A 19,874-nucleotide genomic window follows, 5' to 3' on the forward strand; every position below is an offset into this window, starting at 1 on the left:
CTCCGACCGTCCGCACCCGGGCGCCGACCCACCGTTGCCGCACTGCGACGATCGGGTTACCGTCGCGTCGTCCACGTCACGGACCGATCACGGTGGTCGGCGCTGTCCCCGAACGGCGCCCGCCCCCCGACGGAGCCCCCACTCCGATGGCCACCGCCGACCGGCCCGGGACGACCTGAACACCAGAAGGGCAGGTCTTGGCGCGCCACCGCTCCCCCAGCGGCGCCGTCCGACCGGAGCTCCGGCCCGGCACGCACCCCCGCGTGCCGGTCGCCGCGGGCAGCCACCGGCACCCGGCGCCTCCGTCGTCGGTTCCGCGTACCCCCGCGACGGCCGGGCCCGACGGCCCCCGCCCCGCACCGCCGACCGCGTTCCTGCACCGTCCGGTCACCGGTGACACCGCACGGCCGGCTGCGCCGCGCACCCCCCTGCCGGCGCACACCCCCCGCCGTCCGGTGCCGTCCGCGGGCACGAGCGCCGGTCACCCGGCGGCACGGGTGCACGCTCGGCAGCCCGCACCGGCGGGCCCGTCCGGCACGGGAGCGGCGGCCCACCCCGGCCGGCAGCACGTCCGGGAAACCCGCACGGCGGCGCATCCCGGCGCGGCAGCCGGCGGGCCGGCCCGGCCGGGCACGCTCCCGCAGACCCCGCCGCTGGCGCCCCGCACCCGGGTGACCGTCGCCGCCGCGGCCGGCGGCGCGCTCGTCGCGGCCGGCCAGACGGTCGCCGGGGCGCTCGGCATCCCCGGCCTCGCCGGCGAGCCGTCGGTCGAGCAGTCGTACACGACGCTGTCCGCCTCGGCGATGCTCCCGGTGCCCGCCGAGTCCCACGCCGCCGCCCCGGATTCGACCCCGGCGATCGGTGGCGAGCAGCTCGCCCGCCAGGTGTCGGTCCCGGACCTCCAGGACACCGGCAAGGTCGACGTGGCCAACATCGCGAAGGCCGCGCGGCTCGGCGAGCAGGCCGCGAAGGTGGAGCGCGCCGTCTCCGGGGCCATGTCGCGCGGCGCCCCGAAGGCCGTCCTGTACGACGGCGAGCCGCTCGTCATGCCCACCGCCGGCCGGTTCACCTCCGGTTTCGGCGCCCGCTGGGGCGTGCAGCACAACGGCATCGACCTCGCCGCCCCGATCGGCACGCCGATCTTCGCCCTCACCGACGGCGTCGTGGAGAAGGCCGGCGCGGCCAGCGGCTTCGGGATGTGGGTGGTGCTCAAGCACCCCGACGGCACCAGCTCGGTGTACGGCCACGTCAACCGCGCGCTCGTCGAGGTCGGCCAGGAGGTCAGGGCCGGCGACGAGATCGCGGAGGTCGGCAACCGCGGCCAGTCCACCGGGCCGCACCTGCACCTGGAGATCTGGGAGGCCGACGGCAGCAAGACCAACCCGCTGCCGTGGCTCGCCGAGCGGGGCCTGGACGTCAGCCGGGCGACCGCCGGCCGGGGCGCCTGACCGCCGAACCTGCTTCCCCCGTCCCGACCGCACCGGCGAGACTGTGCCGGTGGCGGGTGACGGCGGGATCCGGGTGGGCGACGAGGAACGCCGTTCGGTCGACGCGCGGCTGCAGCGGGCGCACGGTGAGGGCCGGCTCAGCCTCGAGGAGTACGAGGAGCGGTCCACCCGCGCCTGGGCCGCGCGCACCCGCGACGACCTCGCCGCGCTGACCGCCGACCTGCCCCCGGAGGGAGCGGCGATCACCGCCGCCCGGAGCAGCGAGGCCACGGTCCCGGCGGGGACCGGCGCGGTCGCGACCGAGTGGGTCCGCCGCGCCGGGTCGGCGCTCGGGACCGTCCTGCTGCTCGGCGCCGCGCTCTGGGGCGGCTCGCACCTGCTCGGCGGCGACGACGGCACCGTCGTGTTCGGCAGCCGCACGGTCGGCGTCGCCGGGGACACCGACCGGGTGGAGGTCGGCGTGCTCTTCGGGAGCGTCCAGGTCGTCGTGCCCGACGACGCCCGGGTCACCGCGACCGGGTGGAAGGTGTTCGGCTCCACCGACTGCGAGGTCGCGTGCGCCGGTACGGGTACCCGGCCGGTCACGGTCGACGTCTCCGGGGCGTTCGGCAGCACGGAGATCATGACCCGGACGCAGGCCGCGTCCGAGCCGCCCGACCGGGACGACCGGGGAGACCGGGACGACGACGACTGAGGCGCTACAGCTTCTGCATCGGGACGCCGCCGATCAGCATCAGCCGCACCGTCCCGCCGGACCCGAAGTCGATCGTCACGGTCGCACGCGGGCCGACCCCGTCCGCGGCGATCACGGTGCCCAGGCCGTACTTGTCGTGGTTGACCCGGTCCCCGACGTCGAGCTGCAACGACGTGGTGTTCCGGCTCCGCTCGGGCACCCGCCAGTCCCCGCGGTCGGACGGCTGTGCCGCCCCCCGCCCGCCCGACCGGCCGAACCCGAAGCGCCCCACCGGCGCGGACGGCCGCTCGGCGACCAGCTGCTCCTCGGTGCGGCGCCAGTCGACCAGCCCGGCGGGGACCTCGTCGAGGAAACGGGACTGCGGGTTGGTGCTGGGCTGGCCGAACGCGGTCCGGACGATCGCCCGGGACAGGTAGAGCCGTCGCTCGGCGCGGGTGATGCCGACATAGGCCAGCCGGCGCTCCTCGGCGAGCTCCTTCGGGTCCCCGAGCGTGCGCTGGTGCGGGAAGATCCCGTCCTCCCAGCCGGTCAGGAACACGACCGGGAACTCCAGGCCCTTCGCGGTGTGCAGGGTCATCAGGGTGACCAGGCCGGAGTCGTCCTCGGGGATGGAGTCGGCGTCGGCGACCAGCGCGACGCGCTCGAGGAACGCGGCCAGGGAGCCGGGCTCGGGGACGCCGGCCTCGACGTCGTCGTCGTTGCCGGGGCCGTCGGTGTCGTCGACCGGTGCCTCGCCGCCGCCGATCGCGGGGCGCCGCGCGTCGGGATCGGTGCTGAGCGCCGCCAGGTCTGCCACGGCCGCGTCGCCGGCGAACTCGCGCGCCACCGTCACCAGCTCGGCCAGGTTGTCCATCCGGGTCCCGTCCTGCGGGTCGTCGGAGGCCTGCAGCTCCTCGACGTACCCGGTGCGGGCGTAGACCGCCTCCAGGATCTCCGCGGTGTCGTCCCCGCGCTCGACGAGCTCGCGCAGCTCGTCGAGCATCCGGACGAACCCGGCGATGTTGCGCTGCGAGCGGGTCGCCAGCGCCGGCAGCTTCTCCGGCTCCTCGGCCGCGGTGCGCAGCGCCCGGGCGAACGACGTGCGTTCCCGCTCGGCGTACTCGGCCACGACCGCCTCGGCCCGGTCCCCGATGCCGCGCTTGGGCACGTTGAGGATCCGGCGCAGGCTGACCGTGTCCTCCGGGTTGGACAGCACCCGCAGGTAGGCGAGCGCGTCGCGGATCTCGCGGCGCTCGTAGAACCGGACACCGCCGACAACCCGGTAGGGCAGCCCGACCCGCAGGAAGACGTCCTCGAACACCCGGGACTGGTTGTTCGTCCGGTAGAAGACGGCGATGTCGCTGTTGCGGTACTCGCCGGAGTCGACCAGCCGGTCGATCTCCTTCGCCACGAACGACGCCTCGTCGTGCTCGTTGTCGGCGACGTAGCCGACGACCTTCTCGCCGTCGCCCGCGTCGGACCACAGCCGCTTGTCCCGGCGCTCCGGGTTGCGGGCGATCACCGCGTTCGCCGCGGAGAGGATGGTCTGGGTGGAGCGGTAGTTCTGCTCCAGCAGGATCGTCCGGGCGTCCGGGAAGTCCTGCTCGAACTCGATGATGTTGCGGATGTTCGCGCCGCGGAACGCGTAGATCGACTGGTCGGAGTCGCCGACCACGCACAGCTCGGCCGGGGCCGCCGACGCCGTCGCGGGCAGCACCAGCTGGCGGACCAGCTCGTACTGGGCGTGGTTGGTGTCCTGGTACTCGTCGACGAGCACGTGCCGGAACCGGCGGCGGTAGTACTCCGCGACGGCCGGCATCCGGTCCAGCAGCGACACGGTCTCCATGATCAGGTCGTCGAAGTCGAACGCGTTCGCCTGGCGCAGCCGGGACTGGTAGACGCCGTAGACCTCGGCGATCCGTCGCTCGTGGTCGGTGCCGGCACGCTCGGCCGCGTCGTCCGGCGAGAGCAGCTCGTTCTTCAGGTTCGAGATGTGCGCGGCGAGCGCGCGCGGGGCGAACTTCTTCGGGTCGAGCTCCAGGTCGCGCCCGACGATGCCGACCAGGCGGCGGGAGTCGTCGGCGTCGTACACCGAGAAGGCGCTGCGCACGCCCAGGTGCTTGGCCTCCCGGCGCAGCACGCGCACGCACATGGAGTGGAACGTCGACACCCACATCGGCCCGGAGCGGCGGCCGACGAGCGCGTCGACCCGCTCCTTCATCTCGGCCGCGGCCTTGTTCGTGAAGGTGATCGACATGATCTCGCCGGGGTGCACCCCGCGCTCGGCGAGCAACCAGCCGATCCGGTGGGTGAGCACGCGGGTCTTGCCCGATCCGGCGCCGGCGACGATGAGCAGCGGGGCGCCCGCGTGGGTCACGGCCTCCCGCTGCCGGTCGTTGAGGCCCTCGAGCAGCCGGCGGCCGCGCGAGGTCCTGGGCTCGGGGACCGAGCTCGTGCCGGGGAGTTCGAACAGCGCACTCATCGCGAGACAACACGGTACGCCGGGGGTCCGACACCCCGGCCCCGGTGGGGGGAACGACGGCGACGGGTGGGCGCGCGTCGTCTACACTCGCACGCGTGCACAGCAGCAGGCGATTTCGCTACGGGTTCCGGACCCCGGTACCCGCTGCGCATCCTGCCTGAGCACGGACGATCAGCACGCCCCGGAGTCCAGTGGACCCGGGGCGTTCGCGTGTCCTCGGTCCACACGCACCGGTGCACGACCGAGACGAGGAGAGCATGACCGTGGCCGAACCCGTTGCCGACACCACGCAGAACGACACGGGCGGATCGGTGCCCACCGGTGCCGATGCCGAGATCGAGGAGCTCCGCAAGGAGATCGACCGGCTCGACGCGGAGATCCTGGACGCGATCCTGCGCCGGACCGAGGTGTCGAAGCGGATCGGCGCCGCCCGGATGGCCGCGGGTGGCCCGCGGATCGTCTACAGCCGGGAGATGGCGGTGCTCGACCGGTTCGCCGAGCTCGGACCCGAGGGGCGCGAGCTGGCGATGATGCTGCTGAGGCTCGGCCGCGGCCGGCTCGGGGGCCGCTGAGGCGTCGCTCACGGTGACGGCCGGGTGCGGCGCGACCGCTCGTCGATTCGCACGACGGTCACCCCTTCGTCACCAGACGCGCACGGGTCAGGTGTCCGACCTGGGACTTTCGCCCCAGGGTCGTCACGGAGGGGTTGCCTCCGCCCTCAACGAGATGGGCGAGCGGTCGGTTACGGCCGATGAGCGGGAACCACTCGTTCGGGTGACGTGCGACGAGCGGAGGGTGACCGCTTGGGGAACGGGAGCCGTTCAGGTAGACCTTCTCCCGAAGCGAATCCCGAAGGAGGACGTGCGGCCGTGACCGACCCATCCGCTGGCGCCCCGCTCCCCGGCTCCCCCGGCGCCACCGGGCCCCGTCACGTCGTGAGCGTCGCCGAGCTGCTGGCCCGTCACTCGGCCGCCGCCCGCGACGCCGGCGAGGGCGCGGGACCGACGACCGGCCCCGTACTGTCCGTCGGCGACCTGCTGCGCCGCGAGGGGCGCACGCCGGTCGGCACCGGCCCGTCCGACGTGCCGGCCTCCGGCGCCCCGGGCGGCTGGCCGGACATCGACCTGCCGCAGCCGCGCCCCACCTCCGCCGACGACGGTCGCGACTGGCCGGCCCGCCCGCTGTCCGGGCGCCGGCGGGCGGCCGCCGTCGCCGGCGCACTCGTCGCCGCCGGCTCGGTGCTCGGTGCCGCGATCTACAACGGGGCCGCCTCGCACGGCTCGGACGCCCGGGCCGCCGCCGACGGGCTGTTCCCCGGCATCGGCCTGCCGGCCGCGACCGGGGGCCCGGAGACGCTGCCGCAGCAGTACCTGCCGGCGAACGTCGCGCTCTCCTCGGCGCTGCCGGAGCTGCAGTCGGCGAGCCTGCCCGCGACGGCGCCCGGGGCGACCGACTGGATGGGTGTCGCGTTCCCGCGGGAGTCCGCGGCCGCGGGCACCCTGCGGCAGGTCTCGACCGGCAGCGCGTCCGACGCGGCCGCCGCCATCCCCGCCCAGCGCAGCCTCCCGGCACCGTCGGGTCCGTCCGCCGGCGACGACGACCGGCCGTCCACCGGCTCCGGTTCCGTCCTCGCACCGGTGGCCCGGCCGCTGAACGGCCCGGACCGGCAGCCCGCCGGGAACCTGATCGAGCCGCTCACCGCCCCGGCACCGCGCGACGGTGGCACCAGCACCGGCCCCCTGCAGGACGCCACCGAGCCCACCCGCGCGGTCGGCACGGCCGCGGGCGAGGTCGTCTCGCCGGTGGCACGGGCCGCGGCACCGGTCGGCTCGGCGCTCGGCGGGGCGGTGAAGCCGGTCACGAAGGCCACCTCCCCGGTCACCGACGCCGTCAAGCCGGTCACCCGGCCCGTCGCCGACACCCTCGAGCCGGTCACCACGCCGGTCGTCGGTGCCCTGTCCCCGGTCACCGAGCCGGTGCTCGGCGCGACCGAGCCGCTCACCGGGCCCCTGCTCGACGCCGCGGAGCCGGTGACCGGGCTGCTGGACACGTCGGCGAAGGCGAAGAAGCAGAAGAAGGACTCCTCCGACGACGGGTCCGGCTCGGACACCGGGAAGAAGTCCGGCAAGAAGTCGGGGAAGCAGTCCGGGGACTCGGATGCCACCGTGCCGCTGGAGACCGTCACGACACCCGCAGGGAAGGCGCTGACCGGGGTGACCGAGCCGGTCGGCGGCACCGTGTCGACGGTGACCGAGCCGGTCGGTGGAGCGCTCGACGGCGTCACGAAGGGCGCCGGGTCGCTGCTGGGCGGCGGCGGGAGCTGAACCCGCTGCTCCTTCCGGCTCGTTCCGGTCGCTGCGCGACCTACACGAGCCTCCTGTCGTGCTGATGCTCCTTCCGGCTCGTTCCGGTCGCTGCGCGACCTACACGAGCCTCCTGTCGTGCTGATGCTCCTTCCGGCTCGCTCCGGTCGCTGCGCGACCTACACGAGCCTCCTGTCGGAAGCCCAGCGGGACAGCTCGTGCCGGTTCGACGTCTGCGTCTTGCGCAGCACGCTGGACACGTGCGTCTCGACGGTCTTCACCGAGATGAACAGCTCCCCGGCGATCTCCTTGTAGGCGTACCCCCTGGCCAGCAGCCGCAGCACGTCGCGTTCCCGCTTGGTCAGCTGGTCGACCTCCGGGTCCACCGGCGGGGCGGCGCCCGGCCGGTCGGAGAACGCGTCGAGCACGAAGCCGGCCAGCCGGGGGGAGAACACCGCGTCCCCGGCCCGGACCCGCCGGACCGCGTCCGCCAGGTCCCGGCCCGAGATGGTCTTGGTGACGTAGCCCCGCGCGCCGGCCCGGATGACGCTGATGACGTCCTCCGCGGCGTCCGACACCGACAGCGCCAGGAAGACCGACTCGGTGCCGGCGGCCCGGGCGCGGCGCAGGATCTCCGCACCCCCGCCGCCGGGCAGGTGCACGTCCAGCAGCACGACGTCGGGCTTCAGGTGCCCGACCCCGGCGACCGCCTCGTCCACCGAGCCCGCCTCGCCGATCACCTCGACCACGGGGGTCCCGCCGTCCCCGCGGTCCAGCTCGGCGCGCACCCCGGAGCGGAACAGGGCGTGGTCGTCGACCAGGTAGACCCGGATCGACGCGCCGTCCTCGCTCATGCCGTCTCCTCCCCTGCCAGCGGCATCGACAACCGCACCTCCGTCCCCTCGCCCGCGCCGGTGCGGATCCGGACCGTACCGCCGTGCCGCCGCATCCGTTCGTGGATGGAGTCGGCGAGACCGTGCCGGTCGTCGTCCACCGCGTCCGGGTCGAAGCCGCGGCCCCGGTCCCGGACGAACACCTCGGCCACGCCGGAGCCCTCGTCCGAGGCGGGTTCGACCTCCACGTAGACGTCGACCTCGGCGGTCCCCGAGTGCTTGGCCGCGTTGACCATCGCCTCCCGCGCCGCGAGCACCAGCGCGCGCAGGTCGGCGTCCAGCTCGGCGTCGCCGACCAGCACCGGCCCGACGGCGACGGCGTAGGTGTCCTCCACCTCGCCGGCCACCCGGGTGATCGCCGCGGAGAGCGTGGCGTCGGCCGCGGCCGCCGGCCCGTCCCCGCCGCGGGCCCGGCCACCGGGCCCGTACAGCCAGGACCGCAGCTCGCGTTCCTGCCCCCGGGCCAGCCGCAGCACCTCGCGGGAGTCGCCGGCCTGGCGCTGGATCAGCGCGAGGGTCTGCAGCACCGAGTCGTGCAGGTGCGCCGCGATCTCCATCCGCTCCGCCGCGACGGCCCGGGCCCGCCGTTCCTCGCCCAGGTCGCGGACCAGCCGCACCCACCACGGAACCGTCAGCACCGCGACGCCGAGCAGGGTCGCGACTGCGGCCAGGAGGCCGAACCGGACCTGCCCGAGGTCGAGGTTGCCGAGCAGGAACACCGCCAGCCCGGTCATGACGAGCGCGGCTCCCAGCAGGGTGCGCAGGAACGCGGCGCGCCCGCCGACCACGCGCGAGCGCGCGTCCCGCGCCCACCGGCGGCGTTGCGCCTCGTCTGCCTCCCGCCAGACGACCGCGGCCCCCACCGCGGCCAGCCCCATCGGCCCGGCGATCCAGCCGACGACCGTCGACCCCGAGGTCGCCGCGACCACCGACAGCCCCAGGCCCAGGGCGAGCAGGCCGGCTGCCTGCAACCGTTCCGAGCGGGTCACCGTGCGTTCGACGCCGGTGTCCTCCTCCCGCAGGAACACCCACAGCAGCCCGTAGGCCAGCACCCCCGCCCAGCCCAGGAACGTGAGGACGACGAACGCCGCGCGCACCCACCGCACGTCGACCTCGAGGTGGTCGGCCACCCCGCCCGCGACACCACCGAGCATCCGGCCGGTCCGGCGCCGGGTCAGGGTGCGGCCGGCCGGGATCCGCACGGTCGTGCGGTCGCCGGGCGGGGGCCCGGCGGCGGCACCCGTCGCGGGGGTAGCACCGGGCCCCTGCCCGGGGCCGGTTCCCGGCGCCGCAGCGGTCGTCGCCCCCGGAGCGGTCCCCGGCTCCGCCGCGATCGGCCCGGTCGTCGTCTCCTGCTCCGTCGTCGTCCCCGGCACCGGGGAGGTGCCCGCCCCCGACTCCGGCCCGGTGCCGGTGACCCGCACGGGCCGGGTCACCGCGGTGTCCGGGTCGGGACCGGGGCCCGCACCCTCCGCCGTCACGGGTCCCGTCACCGTGCCGTGCGGGCCGGAGTTCGACGGGTTCGGGCTGTTCACGACACCATGGTCACACGCCCGGCCACCGGTTCCCTCCGGTCCGGTTCCGGGGTCGTCTCCGGGTTGTCCCCGAGACCCCGGGGTACGCAGGCGTGCAGGCTGATCCCATGAGCGGATCGCGGGCGCCGGACACACGACGAGCGGGGGCGCAGGGCATCGACGTCCTGCGCGACATGTGGGAGTCCCGGCCGGTACGGCCGCGCGACGACCGGAAGCTCGCCGGGGTCGCCGCGGGCGTCGCCCGCCGCTACGACCTGGACCCGACGCTGGTGCGGGTGGGGTTCGTCGTCGCCGCGGTCACCGGGCCGGGCCTGCCGCTCTACCTGGCCGGCTGCGCCGTCCTGCCGGACGCCGGCCCACCCGGGGCACCGCCGCCGGCCCGGACCGGCTCGACGTCGGCGCTCTCGATCGTCCTGCTCACGCTCGCGGCCCTGCTCGCGATCCCGATGGCGCTGTCGGTCGAGCGGCTGGTCGCCACCGCGGTCACGGTGGGCCTGCTGGTGGCGCTGCACCTGACGCGCGGGTCCCGCCCGGGGGCCCGGGAGGCGGCGACCGCGCCGACCCCGGCGGTGCCGTGGGCAGCGCCCGCCGGCGCTGTGCCGTTGGGCACGCCGGACGGCGCGGTGCCGGCGGCCGCGCCGGACGGGGCGCTGCCCGCACCGGACGGCCCGCCGCGCGCGACGCCGCCGGCCTGGGACCCCCTCGGCGTCGCCCCGTTCGCCTGGGACCTGCCCGAACCGGGTCCCGAGCCGGCGCCGCCCGCCCCGCCCCGGTCGGCGCTGACGCCGGTGACCCTCGGGATCGCGCTCGTCGTCGCCGGGATGGTCGGGGTCGTCGTGCTCGCCGCGCCCGGCGTGCTTCCGGCGTCCGCGGTACCGGGTGCCGCGCTGGCCGTCGTCGGGATCGGGCTGCTCGTCGGGGCGTTCCGCCGGGCCGGGCGCTGGCTGATCCCGTTCGCGGTCCTGCTGGCCCTGCTCACCGGGATGACGTCCCTGGTGAACGGCGCGTTCGGCCCGGACGGCTGGGCGATGCGCGGCGGCTTCGGACCGATCGAGGAGGCCCCGCCGACGCCCGCACAGCTCGCGCCGGAGTACCGGCGCGGCACCGGCTCCATCGACCTGGACCTCACCCGGCTCGACCTGACCGCGACCCCCGGCGCCGACGGGCCGGTCCGCACCCTTGCCGAGGTGGGGGCCGGCGCGATCACCGTCCGGGTGCCGGAGAACGCCGACCTGGTCGTCCGCGGATCGGCCCGGTTCGGCGACGTGACGGTCGACGGCCAGTCCCGGACCGGGCAGGACTCGCACCTGACCGTCACCGACCCGGGCCCGGACGGGCCCGGCGGGCGGGTGCTGGAGCTGGACCTGCGGGCGGAGATGGGCGCGGTGGAGGTGCAGCGTGGCTGAACGGAGCTTGCGGAGTGAACATCATGACTGAGGTTGTGCGGAAGCGCCGGCCGGACGTGCTCACCCTGGTCGCGGGGCTGCTGTCGCTGCTCGTGGCGGCGGCCGGGATCACCGGGACCGGCCCGTGGGAGATCGTCGATCTCCGCTGGCTGCTCGCCGGGACGGCCGTCGTGGCGGGGATCGCATTTCTGGTCGCCGGCCTGCGTAACTCCCGGGGCGCTTCCGGCGACTAACAGGCATCGCGGGTGTCGGCGGGCTGGGGAGCGCCGCCGACGTCCGCGCCGCCCGAGCGGTCGCACCTCGACGACGACGTCGCGGCGCTGGACCCGGGCGGGTCGGGGCGGGGCCGGGGCACCGGCCCCGCCCCTCTCATTCCCACTCGATGGTGCCCGGCGGCTTGCTCGTCACGTCCAGCACGACCCGGTTGACCTCGGCCACCTCGTTGGTGATCCGGGTGGAGATCCGTTCCAGGACGTCGTACGGCAGCCGGGTCCAGTCCGCGGTCATCGCGTCCTCGCTGGACACCGGACGCAGGACGACCGGGTGGCCGTAGGTGCGGCCGTCGCCCTGGACGCCGACGCTGCGGACGTCGGCCAGCAGCACCACCGGGCACTGCCAGATCTCGTGGTCCAGGCCGGCCGCGGTGAGCTCCTCGCGGGCGATCGCGTCGGCCGCCCGCAGCGTCTCCAGCCGGTCCCGGGTGACCTCGCCGATGATCCGGATGCCCAGGCCCGGCCCGGGGAACGGCTGCCGGCGGACGATCACCTCGGGGAGCCCCAGCTCGGCGCCGACCGTGCGGACCTCGTCCTTGAACAGCGCCCGCAGCGGCTCGACCAGCGCGAACTCGATGTCGTCCGGCAGGCCGCCGACGTTGTGGTGGCTCTTGATGGTCGCGGTGCCGTCGCCGCCGCCGGATTCGACGACGTCCGGGTAGAGGGTGCCCTGCACCAGGAAGCCGACCTTCTCCTCGTGCGCGACGACCTCGGCGGTGGCGGCCTCGAAGACCCGGATGAACTCCCGGCCGATGATCTTCCGCTTCTCCTCGGGGTCGCTGACCCCGGCGAGCGCCTCCAGGAACCGGTCGGCGGCGTCGACGGTGTGCAGCTTCGCGCCGGTCGCCGCGACGAAGTCCTTCTCCACCTGCTCCCGCTCCCCGGCGCGCAGCAGGCCGTGGTCGACGAACACGCAGGTCAGCCGGTCGCCGATGGCGCGCTGGACGAGCGCGGCGGCGACCGCGGAGTCGACCCCGCCGGACAGCGCGCAGATGGCGCGGCCGTCGCCGACCTGGGCCCGGACCGCCTCGACGGTCTCGTCGATGATCGACGCCGTGGTCCAGCCCGGGCGGATGCCGGCGACGTCGTGCAGGAACCGGCGCAGCACCTCCTGGCCGTGCGGGGAGTGCCCGACCTCCGGGTGGTACTGGACCCCGGCCAGCCGGCGTGCGGTGTCCTCGAACGCGGCGACCGCGACCCGGTCCGACGACGCCGTGACCGTGAAGCCCTCCGGCGCCGCGGTCACCGAGTCGCCGTGGCTCATCCACACCGGGTGCCGCCCCGGCAGGCCGCCGTGCAGCGCCCCCGGGGTGCCGGACAGGGTGATGTCGGTACGGCCGTACTCGCGGGTGCCGTCGGGGGCGACCTCGCCGCCGAGCGCGCGGGCCATGGCCTGGAAGCCGTAGCACATGCCGAACACCGGGATCCCGGTCTCGAACATGGCCGGGTCGACGCCCGGAGCGTCCTCGGCGTACACGCTGGCCGGACCGCCGGACAGGATCACGGCGGCGGGTTCGCGGGCCACGATCTCGGCGACGGGCGTGGACGCCGGGACGATCTCGGAGTACACGTCCGCCTCCCGCACCCGGCGGGCGATGAGCTGCGCGTACTGGGCGCCGTAGTCCACGACGAGGACGGTCGGGGTCTGCACGGGTCAAGGGTAGCGACGCGACGCAGGTCACCGCGGTCGGCGTACGCGCTCAGCCCGCCCGGCCGGCGGTCAGCCGCTCGATGCCGTCCAGGATCAGCCCCAGTCCGAACTCCCAGTCGCCGACCGGGTTCTCGGCGTCGAACCCGCCAGCGTGCCACAGCCGGGCCATCGTCGGGAACCGGTCCTCGCGGAAGTGCGTCCCCCAGAACCCGGCCCGCGCGGAGTAGTAGTCGTCCTGGCTGACCCCGGTCCGGGTCGCCACGCTGGTGTCGGTGATCTCCGCCCGGGCGGCGCCGAACACGTGCGACTCGATCAGCCCGGCCGTCCGGACCACGGTCGCCGCGTCCAGCCCGGTCAGCGACACGACCCGGTAGAGGTCCTCCTGGACGTCGAGCACGTGCGGCCCCAGCGGCATCCGCCAGAGGTTCGAGCTGATCAGCCACGGGTGCTCGCGGTACATCCGCCAGGCCTCGTGCGCGTGGAACTCGGCCTGCGCCCGCCAGGGCAGGTTCCGGTCCGGGAGCGCCCGCTCCCCCCACGCACGGTCGATCATGAGCTCGAACAGCTCGTCCCGGCCGGGCACGTAGGTGTAGAGGCTCATCGTGCCCACGCCGAGCTCCTGGGCGACCTTGCGCATCGACAGCGCGTCGACCGACCGGGCGGCCACGGCCATGCCGGCCTCGACGACCTGGTCGAGCGTCAGCCGCTGGCGCGGGCCCCGGCGCGGCGCCGGCGGCGGGTCCCACAGCAGGTTGATGATCGCCTGCCCCTCGGGCGTCCCCCACTGCTCCGGTCCGGTCACGGAAACTCCCTCGCATGCTTTCTCCGTACGGCGTACCCTATCGGTTCGCCACTCAGTACGGCGTACGACGAGAGGGACATCGTTGATCCACACTCAATCACTGACCCGGCACTTCCGGGTCGGCCAGGACACGGTCGAGGCGGTGCGGGGCGTCGACCTCGACGTCGTCGCCGGTGAGCTCGTCGCCTTCCTCGGCCCGAACGGCGCGGGCAAGTCGACCACGCTGCGGATGCTCACCAGCCTGCTGCCGCCCACCTCCGGGCGCGCCGAGGTCGCCGGCCTGGACGTCGTCGCGCACCCGGCGGAGGTGCGCAGGCGGATCGGCTACATCGGACAGAAGGACGGCGCCGGGCACAACTACCGGGTCCGCGACGAGCTCGTCCTGCAGGGCCGCTTCTACGGGCTCGGCAAGGCGGAGTCGGTCCGGAACGCCGACCGGCTGCTGCGCACCCTCGACCTGGACCGGCTCGGCCTGCGCAAGGTGAGCACGCTGTCCGGCGGGCAGAAGCGCCGCCTGGACATCGCGCTCGGGCTGATCCACTCGCCGCGGCTGCTCTTCCTCGACGAGCCCTCGACCGGGATGGACCCGCAGAACCGGGCGAACCTGTGGGAGCACATCCTGCGGATCCGCGAGGAGCACGGCACGACGATCGTGCTGACCACGCACTACCTCGACGAGGCCGACGCGATGGCCGAGCGCGTGGTGATCATCGACCACGGCCGGGTGATCGCCGACGACACCCCGGAGCGACTCAAGGCCGAGCAGGCGGGCGACCGGCTGACCGTCACCGTCCGGGCCGGCGACGTGCCGGCGGCCCGCGCGGTGCTGGCCGCGGCCGTCGACCCGGCGCTCACCGGCGCGGGCGCGAGGACGACCGGCACCGCAGCCCTCGCGGACCCGCCGGCTGCGGTCGAGGAACGGCCCGTGCCGGACGGCCACGCGCTCACGGTCGGCATCGCGGCGGCGGCACACGCCCTGCCCGGCCTGCTCGGGCGGCTGCGCGAGGCGGGCGTGGAGGTCGTGGCCGCCGAGTCCCGCCGGCCCACGCTCGACGACGTCTTCCTGAACCTGACCGGCCGCAGCCTGCGCGAGGAGTCCTGATGACCACCGCCGCCCTCACCGACGTCCGCAACGTCTGGTGGCGCGAGACGCTCACGATCGTCCGCGACCCGTTCTCGCTGATCTTCAGCCTGGTCCAGCCGCTGGTGTTCCTGGGCCTGTTCGGGCCGTTGCTGTCCGGGCTCTCCGGTGACGCGGGCGTGTTCGGCGGATCGTCGCTGCAGTGGTTCCTGCCCGGCGTCGTCGTCATGATCACGATGTTCGGTACCTCGATGACCGGCGCGAACCTGCAGTTCGAGATCATGACCGGGGCGTTCGAGCGGATGCTGGCGACCCCGCTGACCCGGTCCTCGCTGATGATCGGGCGGGCGCTCAAGGAGCTGACGCCGCTCGTCGTGCAGGCCGCGCTCGTCACGCTCGTGGCAGTGCCGTTCGGGTTCGCGCTGTACCCGCTGCACGTGCTCGTCGGGCTGGTCCTGCTCGGGATCTTCGGCGTCGGCGTCGGCGCGCTGTCCTACGCGCTGGCGATCGCGTCGCGGAAGACCGAGTGGATCTTCTGGGCGGTGCAGCAGTCGCTGCTGTTCCCGCTGCTGATCCTCTCCGGGATGATGCTGCCGCTCGAGACGGGTCCGGAGTGGATGCGGATCGCGTCGCTGGTGAACCCGCTGACGTACGTCGTGGACGCCGAGCGGGCGCTCTTCGCCGGCACGCTCGCCGCGCCCGCGGTGCTGTCCGGGTTCGTCGCCGCCGTCGTGACGGCCGCGGTCGGGCTGGCCGTCGGGGTCCGGTCGATCCGCGGGGCCACGGCCTGAACCCGCACCCGCGCCTTGACGGCGCCCCGCCCGCGATCTGTAGTGTCCGCCACATACCATGCGGTCGGTAAGGATGTGGGCACATGGCCTCGGTGGAGACGGTGCGGGGCACCGTGGACCTGGACGAGCTCGGCACCACGCTCATGCACGAGCACGTCTTCGTGCTCACGCCCGACGTGATGCAGAACCACGGCCACGAGTGGTGGGACGAACGGGAACGCCACGACGACGCGGTGCGCAAGCTGCGCGAGCTCGCGCAGGCCGGGGTGGACACCATCGTCGACCCGACGGTCATCGGCCTGGGCCGCTACATCCCGCGCATCCAGCTGATCAACGCCGAGGTCGACATCAACATCGTCGTCGCCACCGGCCTGTACACCTTCGACGAGATCCCCCACTTCTTCCACCACCGCGGGCCCGGCACCCTGCTCGGCGGCCCGGAGCTCATGACCGAGATGTTCGTCGAGGACATCCGGGAGGGCATCGGCGAGACCGGGGTCCGGGCAGCACTGCTGAAGTGCGTGGTCGAGGAGCGCGGGCTCACGCCCGACCAGGAACGCGTGCAGCGCGCCGTCTGCGAGACGCACCAGGAGACCGGGGTGCCGATCACGGTGCACACGAACTCGGCGCACGAGACCGGCCGGATCGCGCTCGACTTCTACGCGGCGCACGGCGTCGACCTGACCAAGGTCGTCGTGGGGCACGCCGGGGACAGCAACGACCTCGACTACCTGCGCTCGCTGATGGACCGCGGAGCCACGATCGGCTGCGACCGGTTCGGGCTGGACCTGTTCAACCCGACCGAGCAGCGGGTGGCGACGATCGCGACGTTGTGCGAGCAGGGCTACGCCGACCGGATCGTGCTGTCGCACGACGCGGCGTGCTACATGGACTACTTCTCCGGTGCGGACGCGCAGCAGGCCCTGGCCGCGGCGGCGCCCAACTGGCACTACCTGCACATCAGCCGGGAGGTCCTGCCCGCGCTGCGGGAACGGGGCGTCACGGAAGGGCAGATCCGCACGATCGTCGCGCTCGCGCAGGGGGTGAAGCCGGCCCGCGTCGTGTCGGAGTTCGCCGGCACGCTCAAGACGCTGCGGTACGCCTTCCTCACGGTGGCCTCGGTACTCGCACTGGCCTACGTGATGAACCTGTCCGGGCAGACCCAGACCCTGGGCACCTGGATCGCCGGCACCGGGGCGCTGTTCGCGTTCCTGTCCCCGACGCTCGGCTGGCTCGGTACCGCGGTCACCGGCTCGGACACCAGCGCCAACGCGTTGTTCGCCACGCTGCAGCAGACCGCAGCGCAGAAGACCGGGATCGACCCGACGCTGCTGGTGGCCGCCAACACCTCCGGTGGCGTGGTGGGCAAGATGATCAGCCCGCAGAACCTGACCATCGCCGCCACCGCCGTCGGCCTGCACGGCAAGGAGTCCGACATCTTCCGCCGGGTGGTCGGCTGGAGCGTCGGCCTGCTGATCGTGCTGTGCCTGCTGGTCGGGCTGCAGTCGACCGTCCTGTCGTGGATGGTGTGACGCCGTTGTCCTCCCTTCCTGGATCCGGGATGCGCGTCGCCCTGTTCGCCACCTGCTTCAACGACACGATGTGGCCGCAGACCCCCAAGGCCGTCGTGACGGTCCTCGAGCGGCTGGGCGTCACCGTTGAGTTCCCGCTGGAACAGACCTGCTGCGGGCAGATGTTCACCAACACCGGCTACGCCCGGGAGGCGCTGCCGCTGGTCGAGCGGTTCGCCGACGTGTTCGGGGCGTACGACGCCGTCGTGGCCCCGTCCGGGTCGTGCGTCGGCAGCATCCGTCACCAGCACGGCACCGTGGCCCGCGGCTGTGCCCGGCCGGCGCTGGCCGAGCGCGCCGAGGCCGGTGCCCGCAACGTCTACGAGCTCTCCGAGCTGCTCGTGGACGTCCTCGGCGTCACCGACGTCGGCGCGACCTTCCCGCACCGGGTCACCTACCACCCGACCTGCCACTCGCTGCGGATGCTCCGGGTCGCCGACAAGCCGCTGCGGCTGCTGCGCGCGGTGCGCGGCATCGACCTGGTGGAGCTGCCCGGTGCCGATCAGTGCTGCGGCTTCGGCGGCACCTTCGCGATGAAGAACGCCGACACCTCGGTGTCGATGGGCTCCGACAAGGCCCGCCACGTGCGGGAGACGGAAGCGGAGGTGCTGGTGGCCGGCGACAACAGCTGCCTGGCGCACATCGGCGGGCTGCTGCACCGCCAGCGCGCCGGCGTGCGCGTGCTGCACCTGGCGGAGGTGCTCGCCTCGACCGAGCGGGACTTCGCCGCCGATCAGGAGCTCGGGGCGGTGGCGTCGCGATGAGCGGCACGTTCATCGGCATGCCGGCGTTCCCGGTCGCGGCGCGGGAGGCGTTGGACAACGCCCAGCAGCGGCGCAACCTACAGCACGCCACGCAGACCATCCGCGACAAGCGCGCCGCCGTCGTCGACGAGGTCGATCGGTGGGAAGAGCTGCGGGTCGCAGGCGCCGCGATCAAGGACCACGTGCTCACCCACCTGGACGGCTACCTGGTCCAGCTCGAGGAGTCGCTCACCCGGGCCGGCGCCACCGTCCACTGGGCACGGGACGCCGAGGAGGCCAACCGGATCGTCACCGCGCTCGCCCGGGAGACCGGAACCGACGAGGTGGTCAAGGTCAAGTCGATGACCACGCAGGAGATCGGTCTCAACGAGGCGCTGGAGGACGCGGGCATCCACGCCTGGGAGACCGACCTGGCCGAGCTCATCGTGCAGCTGGGCCGGGACCGGCCCAGCCACATCCTGGTCCCGGCGATCCACCGCAACCGCGCGGAGATCCGGGAGATCTTCCTGCGCGAGATGGGCAAGGTCGGCACCCCGGCTCCGGAGGGACTCACGTCCGCACCGCACGAGCTGGCCGAGTCGGCCCGCCGGCACCTGCGCGAGAAGTTCCTGCGGGCCAAGGTGGCGATCTCCGGGGCGAACTTCGCGGTCGCCGAGACCGGCACCCTGGTCGTGGTCGAGTCCGAAGGCAACGGCCGGATGTGCCTGACCCTGCCCGAAACGCTGATCAGCGTGGTGGGCATCGAGAAGGTACTGCCCACAGTGGCCGACCTCGACGTGTTCCTGAAGCTCCTGCCGCGCAGCTCGACCGGCGAGCGGATGAACCCCTACACCTCCACCTGGACCGGGGTCACACCCGGCGACGGTCCGCAGCAGGTGCACGTCGTCCTGCTCGACAACGGCCGCAGCGACGCCCTCGCCGACCACGTCGGGCGGCAGGCCCTGCGCTGCATCCGCTGCTCGGCCTGCCTCAACGTCTGCCCCGTCTACGAGCGGGTCGGCGGCCACGCCTACGGCTCGGTCTATCCCGGCCCGATCGGCGCGGTGCTCAACCCACAGCTGCGCGGCACCGAGTCGCCGGTCGACAAGTCGCTGCCCTACGCCTCGTCGCTGTGCGGTGCGTGCTTCGACGTGTGTCCGGTGCGCATCGAGATCCCCGACCTGCTGGTGCACCTGCGCACCCGGGTCGTCGACGAGAAGCGCGGCGGGCTGCCCTCGGGCGAGCAGCTGGCGATGAAGGGCGCGTCGTGGATGTTCGCCGAGCACACGCGCTGGGAACGGGCGCAGCGCGGCGCCGAGCTGGGCGGCCGGGTGCTCGGGAAGAAGGACTCGATCGGACGGCTCCCCGGGCCGCTGTCGGCCTGGAGCGACGCCCGCGACGCCCCGATACCGCCGGGCGAATCGTTCCGGACCTGGTGGAAGCGCGAGAGAGGACAAGGATGATCGGCTCCAGGCAGGAGATGCTCGGCCGGATCACCGCCGCGCTCGACGGCGCCGAACGGGCGCCCGCGCCGGGCCGCCGGCACGGCGCGGTGACGTCCTCGCCCGACGTCGCAGCGCTCTTCGTCGAGCGGGTGGAGGACTACCGCGCGGTCGTCGAGCGGGTGGCCCCGGCCGGGGTCGCCGCGGCCGTGGCCGACGCGCTCGCCGGGACCGGCCAGGTCGTCGTACCCCCCGGGCTGCCCCGGGACTGGCTCGCCGCCGACGGCGTCGACGTGGTCACCGACGACGGCGGCCTCGCCGCCGACGACCTCGACCGCATCGACGCGGTCGTCACCGCCGCCGCCGTGGGTGTCGCCACGACCGGCACCATCGTCCTCGACCACGGCCCGGACCAGGGACGGCGAGCGCTGTCGCTGGTCCCCGACCTGCACGTGTGCGTGGTGCACGAGTCCCAGCTGGTCGGCGACGTGCCGGAGTCGATCACACGGCTCCGCGACGCGGTCGTCGGCGGACGGCCGCTGACCTGGATCAGCGGGCCCTCGGCCACCAGCGACATCGAGCTGGAGCGGGTGGAAGGCGTGCACGGTCCGCGCCGCCTGCACGTCCTGCTGGTCTCCGACGGGGACTCGACGCCACGGGCCCGAGCCTGACGGGACCCGGCCGGCGTCCATCCGTCGCGCCGGCTCCCCCGGGTGACGCCACGATGACGCTCGGTTCGCAAGGGTGGGCGCGACCTGAGGCCCGTGCCTCGTCGATCTCG

General features: G+C 74.2%; 17 protein-coding genes. 12 read left to right on the top strand and 5 right to left on the bottom strand.

The annotated features are described in order from the left end of the window. The first annotated feature begins 497 nt into the window (after positions 1 to 497). A complete protein-coding gene (locus tag H7X46_RS22750) occupies positions 498 to 1,448 on the top strand; it encodes a M23 family metallopeptidase (protein WP_370588917.1) in 951 nt (316 codons plus the stop codon). A 49-nt stretch (positions 1,449 to 1,497) separates the two neighbouring features. After that, positions 1,498 to 2,142 (top strand): DUF1707 domain-containing protein, encoded by a 645-nt coding sequence (locus tag H7X46_RS22755; RefSeq protein ID WP_186361334.1) that lies wholly within the window; start codon positions 1,498 to 1,500, stop codon positions 2,140 to 2,142. A gap of 4 nt (positions 2,143 to 2,146) precedes the next feature. Here the strand turns inward: H7X46_RS22755 and H7X46_RS22760 are convergent, their stop codons facing one another. Further along, complete coding sequence (locus H7X46_RS22760; protein WP_186361335.1) at positions 2,147 to 4,603, bottom strand: UvrD-helicase domain-containing protein; 2,457 nt, start codon at positions 4,601 to 4,603, stop codon at positions 2,147 to 2,149. A gap of 311 nt (positions 4,604 to 4,914) precedes the next feature. Here H7X46_RS22760 and H7X46_RS22765 point away from each other — a divergent pair, with 311 nt between their 5' ends. After that, positions 4,915 to 5,175 carry a chorismate mutase gene (locus H7X46_RS22765; protein ID WP_370589082.1) on the top strand — a complete coding sequence of 87 codons (261 nt, stop codon included), beginning with the start codon at positions 4,915 to 4,917 and terminating at the stop codon, positions 5,173 to 5,175. A 297-nt stretch (positions 5,176 to 5,472) separates the two neighbouring features. After that, complete coding sequence (locus tag H7X46_RS22770) at positions 5,473 to 6,927, top strand: hypothetical protein (RefSeq protein ID WP_186361337.1); 1,455 nt, start codon at positions 5,473 to 5,475, stop codon at positions 6,925 to 6,927. Between the two features lie 158 nt (positions 6,928 to 7,085). Here H7X46_RS22770 and H7X46_RS22775 read toward each other — a convergent pair whose 3' ends face one another. Together H7X46_RS22775 and H7X46_RS22780 are read right to left on the bottom strand one after the other, a co-directional pair. Further along, entirely contained in the window at positions 7,086 to 7,760 is a 675-nt protein-coding gene (locus tag H7X46_RS22775) for a response regulator transcription factor (RefSeq protein ID WP_186361338.1), read from the bottom strand. After that, positions 7,757 to 9,133, bottom strand: coding sequence for a PspC domain-containing protein (locus H7X46_RS22780; protein WP_370589083.1), 1,377 nt, complete (start codon positions 9,131 to 9,133; stop codon positions 7,757 to 7,759). Before H7X46_RS22780 ends, H7X46_RS22775 begins: the two co-directional genes overlap by 4 nt. Before the next feature lie 308 nt (positions 9,134 to 9,441). Here H7X46_RS22780 and H7X46_RS22785 point away from each other — a divergent pair, with 308 nt between their 5' ends. After that, on the top strand, positions 9,442 to 10,740 hold the full coding sequence (locus H7X46_RS22785) for a PspC domain-containing protein (RefSeq protein ID WP_186361339.1): 1,299 nt from the start codon (positions 9,442 to 9,444) through the stop codon (positions 10,738 to 10,740). A 23-nt stretch (positions 10,741 to 10,763) separates the two neighbouring features. Further along, on the top strand, positions 10,764 to 10,973 hold the full coding sequence (locus H7X46_RS22790) for a hypothetical protein (protein WP_186361340.1): 210 nt from the start codon (positions 10,764 to 10,766) through the stop codon (positions 10,971 to 10,973). Positions 10,974 to 11,109: 136 nt separating this feature from the next. On the opposite strand, the gene guaA is transcribed toward H7X46_RS22790, so the two are convergent. Further along, positions 11,110 to 12,663 carry a glutamine-hydrolyzing GMP synthase gene (gene guaA, locus H7X46_RS22795; protein WP_186361341.1) on the bottom strand — a complete coding sequence of 518 codons (1,554 nt, stop codon included), beginning with the start codon at positions 12,661 to 12,663 and terminating at the stop codon, positions 11,110 to 11,112. Between the two features lie 49 nt (positions 12,664 to 12,712). Then, complete coding sequence (locus H7X46_RS22800) at positions 12,713 to 13,465, bottom strand: TetR/AcrR family transcriptional regulator (RefSeq protein ID WP_370588918.1); 753 nt, start codon at positions 13,463 to 13,465, stop codon at positions 12,713 to 12,715. 82 nt (positions 13,466 to 13,547) lie between these two features. Here H7X46_RS22800 and H7X46_RS22805 point away from each other — a divergent pair, with 82 nt between their 5' ends. The 6 genes from H7X46_RS22805 (at position 13,548) to H7X46_RS22830 (ending at position 19,764) form a co-directional block, all read left to right on the top strand. Next, on the top strand, positions 13,548 to 14,567 hold the full coding sequence (locus tag H7X46_RS22805) for an ATP-binding cassette domain-containing protein (protein ID WP_186361342.1): 1,020 nt from the start codon (positions 13,548 to 13,550) through the stop codon (positions 14,565 to 14,567). Beyond that, the gene (locus tag H7X46_RS22810; RefSeq protein ID WP_186361343.1) at positions 14,567 to 15,337 is read left to right on the top strand and encodes an ABC transporter permease; all 771 of its coding nucleotides are present in this window, start codon (positions 14,567 to 14,569) and stop codon (positions 15,335 to 15,337) included. Before H7X46_RS22805 ends, H7X46_RS22810 begins: the two co-directional genes overlap by 1 nt. Positions 15,338 to 15,420: 83 nt before the next feature. Further along, positions 15,421 to 16,869, top strand: a complete 1,449-nt coding sequence (locus H7X46_RS22815) for an L-lactate permease (RefSeq protein ID WP_186361344.1) — start codon at positions 15,421 to 15,423, stop codon at positions 16,867 to 16,869. A 29-nt stretch (positions 16,870 to 16,898) separates the two neighbouring features. Further along, entirely contained in the window at positions 16,899 to 17,672 is a 774-nt protein-coding gene (locus H7X46_RS22820) for a (Fe-S)-binding protein (protein ID WP_186361345.1), read from the top strand. Beyond that, positions 17,669 to 19,114 carry a LutB/LldF family L-lactate oxidation iron-sulfur protein gene (locus H7X46_RS22825; RefSeq protein WP_222131392.1) on the top strand — a complete coding sequence of 482 codons (1,446 nt, stop codon included), beginning with the start codon at positions 17,669 to 17,671 and terminating at the stop codon, positions 19,112 to 19,114. Before H7X46_RS22820 ends, H7X46_RS22825 begins: the two co-directional genes overlap by 4 nt. Beyond that, positions 19,111 to 19,764 (top strand): LUD domain-containing protein, encoded by a 654-nt coding sequence (locus H7X46_RS22830; protein WP_186361346.1) that lies wholly within the window; start codon positions 19,111 to 19,113, stop codon positions 19,762 to 19,764. Before H7X46_RS22825 ends, H7X46_RS22830 begins: the two co-directional genes overlap by 4 nt. Positions 19,765 to 19,874 lie beyond the last annotated feature (110 nt).

This window comes from Pseudonocardia sp. C8, assembly GCF_014267175.1.
Taxonomy (GTDB): Bacteria; Actinomycetota; Actinomycetes; order Mycobacteriales; family Pseudonocardiaceae; genus Pseudonocardia.